This is a genomic window from Streptomyces sp. a15, from assembly GCF_059026085.1.
This window is the reverse complement of record NZ_JBWLKM010000036.1, coordinates 1-6,052: the sequence shown is the minus strand read 5'-3', so window position 1 is coordinate 6,052 and position 6,052 is coordinate 1. Positions and strand designations below refer to the sequence as shown.

Annotated in this window: 3 protein-coding genes and 2 pseudogenes; all 5 read left to right on the top strand. The window is 69.9% G+C overall.

The annotated features are described in order from the left end of the window. The first annotated feature begins 400 nt into the window (after positions 1-400). Positions 401-2,007, top strand: a pseudogene (locus AC5P09_RS29960) (DHA2 family efflux MFS transporter permease subunit). A gap of 5 nt (positions 2,008-2,012) precedes the next feature. Then, on the top strand, positions 2,013-2,699 hold the full coding sequence (locus tag AC5P09_RS29955) for a TetR/AcrR family transcriptional regulator (protein ID WP_493876870.1): 687 nt from the start codon (positions 2,013-2,015) through the stop codon (positions 2,697-2,699). Further along, the gene (locus AC5P09_RS29950) at positions 2,696-3,910 is read left to right on the top strand and encodes an alpha/beta hydrolase family protein (RefSeq protein ID WP_493876869.1); all 1,215 of its coding nucleotides are present in this window, start codon (positions 2,696-2,698) and stop codon (positions 3,908-3,910) included. Before AC5P09_RS29955 ends, AC5P09_RS29950 begins: the two co-directional genes overlap by 4 nt. Positions 3,911-4,302: 392 nt before the next feature. Next, positions 4,303-5,118, top strand: coding sequence for an AfsR/SARP family transcriptional regulator (locus AC5P09_RS29945; RefSeq protein WP_493876868.1), 816 nt, complete (start codon positions 4,303-4,305; stop codon positions 5,116-5,118). Positions 5,119-5,609: 491 nt separating this feature from the next. Then, positions 5,610-6,052 (top strand): annotated as a pseudogene (locus AC5P09_RS29940) (amidinotransferase); the annotation flags it as partial.

Sequence of the window (6,052 nt, the reverse complement as noted above, 5' to 3'; positions counted from 1 at the left end):
GGGTCTCTCGGCTGCGGAGCTGTGTGCGCCGGCGCGCTGGGCCTGGAGGGGGGTGGGCCGACGGCGCGCCGTGACCGTAGGACGGCTCTTCGGTAACGCGCCGCCGTCGCAAGGGCGGTGGCCGCCCGTCAGGGGTCTCGGTGCGCAGAGCCATTGGGCGCCGGAGCGCCGACAGCTACCGATGGGCCAGGTTTCAACGGCCGTTGCTCGGCAGTGTGCCGTGAGCCGGAGGGGCCGTAGCGACCAGTGAAGTGCGCCCCACCGGGGAGCGAGCAATCGAGTCAACGATGTTTCGATACACCGTTGACTCGATTGCCCGCCGGGTCTAGCGTCGGCAGGACACGGCACGCGAACAGCACTCGGCTCACGCACCCCCTCTTCCTTCCGAGGAGCGGAATCCGTGACATCTCAGCCCCGTTTCAAGCCCGCCGCGCAGACCCCGCAGCCCGCCCACCCGCACCGGTGGCGCGTCCTCGCGGTCCTGCTGGTGAGCCTCCTCCTCGTCGTCCTGGACACGTCGATCCTGAACGTGGCCCTGAAGACGCTCGCCGAGCCGGCACCCGTCGGCCTCGGGGCCACGCAGAGCCAGCTGCAGTGGTCGATCGACTCCTACACCCTCGTCTTCGCCGCCCTGCTCTTCACCACCGGCGTGCTCGCCGACCGCTGCGGACGCAAACGCACGCTGCTGGCCGGACTCGTCGTCTTCGGCGGCTGTTCCGTTTGGTCCGCCTACGCTCACAGCGCCGACGAACTGGTCATCGCCCGGGCGGGGTTGGGGGTCGGCGGCGCCCTGGTGCTGCCCGCCACCCTCGCGATCATCATGGCCGTCTTCCCGCCCGCCGAACGCGCCAAGGCCATCGGCGTCTGGGCGGGCGCCGCCGGACTCGCCGTCGCGCTGGGCCCCATCGCCGGCGGCGCGTTGCTCGAGCGGTTCTGGTGGGGCTCGGTGTTCCTGATCAACCTGCCCATCGTGGTGATCGGCGCCGTCGCCGCCCTGTTCGTCGTACCCGAGTCCCGCGACCCCGAGCGCACCGGCTTCGACCCGCTCGGCGTCGCCCTCTCCGTCGCCGGTCTGACCATCCTGGTGTACGGCGTGATCCGGGGCGGCGAGTCGGACGACTGGGCGGACGCCACGGTCTGGGGGCCGGTGCTCGGCGGCCTCGCGGTCCTGGCTCTCTTCACCCTCTGGGAGCGCCGCAGCGCGCGCCCCGCTCTGGACCTCGCTCTCTTCCGCGACCGTCGCTTCTCCGCCGCCGTGACCGTGATCGGCCTGGTCTTCTTCGCCCTGCTCGGCGCCACCTTCTTCCTGGTGTTCTACCTGCAGAGCGTGCGGGTTGGAGCCCGCTGGAGGCCGGCTGCCTGCTGCTGCCCCTGGCCGTGGCCCAGCTGGCGTTCTCGCCACCGGCCACGCTCGCCGCCAAGCGCGTGGGGCTGCGGCCGGTGTGCGCCGCCGGCATGCTGCTCACCTCGCTCGCCTTCCTCGCCGTGGCCACCATCGACGAACACACCGAGGTCTGGGTCATCGAATCCGTCCTGTTCGTCATGGGCGTCGGCATCGCCTGTGTGATGCCCCCCGCGACATCCGCCGCGATGTCCGCCGTGGCCCAGGACCGCGCGGGCACCGGAGCGGCGGTCAACACCACCTTCCGGCAGTTGGGCGGCGCCCTCGGGGTCGCGGTCCTCGGATCGGTGCTCTCCGTCGCCTACCGTTCGCGGATCGAGGACGACCTGGCGCCGCTGCCCGCCCCGGTCCGTGACACGGCGCAGGAATCCGTCGCCGCCACCCTCTCCGCCGCGGAGAAGCTGGGCGCGCCCGGCTCCGAGCTCGCGGCCCACGCCGTCGACGCGTTCGTCTCGGCCATGCACCTCACGTCCCTCGTCGCCGCCGGCGTCACGTTCCTCGGCGCTCTCGTCTGCCTGCTGCTCCTGCCTTCCCGTACGGCCGCCGGTACGCCCGGCGCCGAGGAGGCGACCGCGAACAAACAGGTCCACACCACGGAGGTCTGAACCGTATGCCGCCACACGCCGACCGTCCGGCGGCCGCCCCGGGACACACTCCCCGGGGCGGCCGCCAGCGCGACCCCGCCGCCGACCGGGCGATCCTGGACAGCACGCTCGGCCTGCTCAGCGAGGGATGCAGTTTCGGCGACCTGTCCATGGACCTGGTCGCCCAGCGCGCGGGCGTCGCCCGGGCCACCATCTACCGCCGCTGGCGCAACAAGGAGGAGCTGGTGCTCGCCGCGCTGAGCACCCTCGACCTCCCCGTGCCGCCGCTGGACGGACTCGGCCTGCGGGACCAGCTGGTGGCCCTCGTGGACCAACTGCGCCACCGCGGCCAGGACACCAACCTGCACCGGCTGATCGGCAGCCTGCTCGGTGAGGCGGTGCGCCGCCCGCAGCTGGTGGAGCGGTTCGAGGACACCGTCGTCGCCGCACGGCGCGAGGCCATGCTGAGGGCGCTGCGGGACGGCGTCGCGAGCGGTGAGCTGCGCGCCGACCTCGACCTGGACGACGCGGTGGAGCTGCTCATCGGGCCGATGGCAGCCCGGCTGATTCTTCGTCAACGCCCCGTGGAATCGGCGGCGTTCGCTGAATCGATCGTCGACACGTTCCTGAACGGAACCCGCACGACCCGCGCCGGGACAGGCTCCGGCACGGCACCGGAGCACCTCCCACCACCACAGGAGCCGCTGCCATGAAATTCCTCTTCGACGACCCTGCCTTCGACTACCAGGTACTGCGCACCGCCGGTTACGCCGACTACGGCGGAGCGCAGCTCGGCGAGGTCGTCGCGGTCGCCGCACACATCCCCGACGGCGACATCGAGGCCTGGCGGCACGCGTGGACCACTCTCGCCGAACGCGTCCACCGGCTGGGCACCGCGGCCCGCGAGGAGGGCCGCACTGTCGACGCCCGCGCCGCCCTGCTGCGGGCGCACAACTACTACCGGACCGCCGAGTTCTTCCAGCGCGAACAACCACGGGACCCGGAGGCGCTGCGGCTGATGCGGCTGTCCCGGGAAACCTTCGCCGACGCGGCCGAACTCATGGACCGGACCCCGGAGTTCGTCCGCATACCCTACGAGGACACCTCACTGCCCGCCTACTTCTACCGGGCGGACGACTCGGGCGAACCCAGGCCGACCATCATCCACCACGGCGGCCTCGACTCCACCGTCGAGGAGGGCTACTTCTTCGTGGCGGCGGCAGCCCTCGCCCGCGGGTACCACTGTCTGTGCTTCGAGGGACCCGGACAGGGCTCGGTCCTGCGCGAGCAGGGGCTGGTCTTCCGCCCCGACTGGGAAAACGTGGTCACGCCGGTCGTGGACCACACGCTGTCCCTGCCCGGAGTGGATCCCGACCGTCTGACGCTCGTCGGCACCAGCCTCGGCGGTCTGCTCGCGGTGCGGGCCGCGGCCTTCGAGCACCGTCTGGCCGGCTGCGTCGCCCATGACGCGGTCTGGCAGCTGGGCGACGTCGTGGGCTTGCCGCCGTTCGTCCTGGAGTGGGTCGAGCAGGGATGCGACGACTTCGCCGACCCAGTGATCTGGGGGATCGCCGCCCAGCAGACCTTCACCCGCTGGCTGCTGCGGCAGACGCTGTGGACCTTCGGCGCGGACACTCCGTCCCAACTGTTGCGCCGGCTGCCCGCGTTCGGCCTGTCGGAGGTGATCGGCCAGGTGCGCTGCCCGGTGTTCGTCCTCGACGCGGAGGAGGACCTGTTCTTCGCCGGTCTGGAGCACGCGAAGAAGGTGTACACGGGGCTCAACTCGCCCAAGACGCTGTATGTGTTCACGACGGATGAGGGAGGTGGGGCGCACTGCCACTCGGGTGCGATGCGGCTGTTCCACGACCGGCTCTTCTCCTGGCTGCTGGAGACACTCGGGGCGGACCGGCAGGCGGCGGCCTGACCGGCGGCCTGACCGGCGGCCTGACCGGTGGCCTGACCGGCGGCCCGCCCTCCCGTCGGTGCCGCCGCGGCATGCTGCCGGCCCGGACGGCCCGGCCGCTCACCCGTGGTCGGACAGCCCGGCCCACTCACCCGTGGGCCGGGCTCCTGGCCGAATGTCATTCCGCGGTCCGGTTCACGGTGGCAGGTTTATCTCCGGCGGCTCGGTTCCGGGTCGCCGGATTTTCATTCCCCTTAATGGCTGCGTAACGGAATGGACTGGCATCATGCAACGACCTCGCATAAGCTGCACGGCATAGCAGTAAACTGCTGTCCGTATGGCGCCCCAGACCTGGGGTCGGACGGGGGAACCGGAATTTAGTTGAATGCGTTTCGCGCATTCGGGGGGTTGTCGTGTCCCTGTCCTGTTTACAGGCTGACCACGCGCTTCGCTATGAGCTGCTGGGGCGGCTGCGGGTGTCCCGCGGCGGCGTCGACCTGACGCCCGAGCAGCCCAAGCTCGCAAAACTGCTCGCCCTGTTGCTGATCAGGGCAGGGGAGACCGTACCGGGGGACAAGCTGGTGGCGGAACTCTGGGAACAGGGTCCGCCGCGCTGCGCCTTCGCGAGTCTGCGCGTGTACGTCTCACAGCTGCGCAAAGTCCTCATCAATCCTCGGGGAACGTCTCCGATCGCCACGACCTCACCGGGATACATCCTGGATGTGAGCGACGACACAACAGACTTTCAAGTTTTCGAGACGCTCTACACCCGTGGCCGAGAACGGTACTGCGCGGCCGATTTCCTGCATGCCTCCGAACTTCTCCGCAGAGCGTTGTCCCTATGGCGGGGCCCCGTTCTGGAGGGAATTCAAGGGTCGTTGGAAATTGAATCTTTCGTGGCTGTGCAGGAGGAAAAACGGCTGAATTGCACCGAGCTCAGCATCGACTCCGCACTGGCCCTGGGCCGCCATCACGAAGTGATCGAGGACCTGAAGGGCCTCCTCGTCCAGCATCCCCTGCGGGAGCCGTTCTACCGCCAGCTGATGGTCGCCCTGTACCGGGCGGGCCGCCAGGGGGACGCGCTGGGGACGTACCGCAACGCCCGCCGGGTGATCAAAGAGGAGCTCGGAGTCGAGCCGGGCCCGACCCTGCGCCTCGCCCACGAGGCCATACTCAGAGCGGACCCGGCCCGCCTGGAGGCGGCCGGCGTCATCCCGGCCATGCACTGACCGCGGGGTGGCGCACTCGTGGTCGCTTTATACGGCATTTGCAGTGGCTCAACTGTTCTCTCAACTGTTCGTGGCTAAGCTGCAGTTGCCCCGCACCAGGCGGGGAGAGCCGGGTGTCGTGCGCGGTCGTGTACCAGCGGGCACCGGCCACGGTGCCGTGACCGTGGCCCTGGTGCGGGTCCAGGCAGACAGCCGAACCCGTGCCGCCCCGCCCGCCACTGTGTGTTCTCGCCCCTTGCCCACCTCACTCGTGCCGTGTTCCACGCGCCGCAAAGAGGAGGCCTCATGACCGGTGTCTGAACAGTCCTCCGCTCGCTGTGCCTGATCGGATCCTCCGCCGTGTCGGCGGAGGATCGGGCGCCCGGCAGAAGCCGCCCGCAGAAGCCGAGGCCCGTTTCACCGGCCCTGTGGTTCCGCAGCCTGGGTGTCATCTGTCCCGTTCGGGGCATTCGGGAACTGGCTGGATCTGTTGCGACCGAAAGCGATCAGGCATGGAGGCAGTGCAGAGGCCCGGCATTCTGACGGCGGCGCCAGAGAACGAAGCTCGTACGCGCGCGGCGCCTCTCGTTTCGCCGGTCAATTCACACAACGAGTGGGACCCGCTGGAGGAGATCATCGTCGGGCGTCTCGACGGAGCGACGATCCCCTCGGATCATCCCGTCGTGACCTGCAACATCCCGCCGTGGGCGGCGCGGGTGCAGGGACGGGTCGCCGGGTTCAGATACCCGCGCCTGCTGATCGAGCGGGCGCAGCAGGAGCTCGATGAGTTCGTCTCCCTCCTGCAGTCTCTCGGTGTCACGGTCAGGCGCCCGGACGCGGTCGATCACAGGCGACGCTTCGGCACCCCCGACTGGTCGTCGCGCGGGTTCTGCAACACCTGTCCGCGGGACAGCATGCTCGTGATCGGCGACGAGATCATCGAGACCCCGATGGC

Excerpts from the sequence above, each read along its gene's own strand:
- AC5P09_RS29955 (WP_493876870.1), top strand. The coding sequence starts at position 2,013 with ATGCCGCCACACGCCGACCGTCCGGCGGCCGCCCCGGGACACACTCCC.
- AC5P09_RS29950 (WP_493876869.1), top strand. The coding sequence starts at position 2,696 with ATGAAATTCCTCTTCGACGACCCTGCCTTCGACTACCAGGTACTGCGC.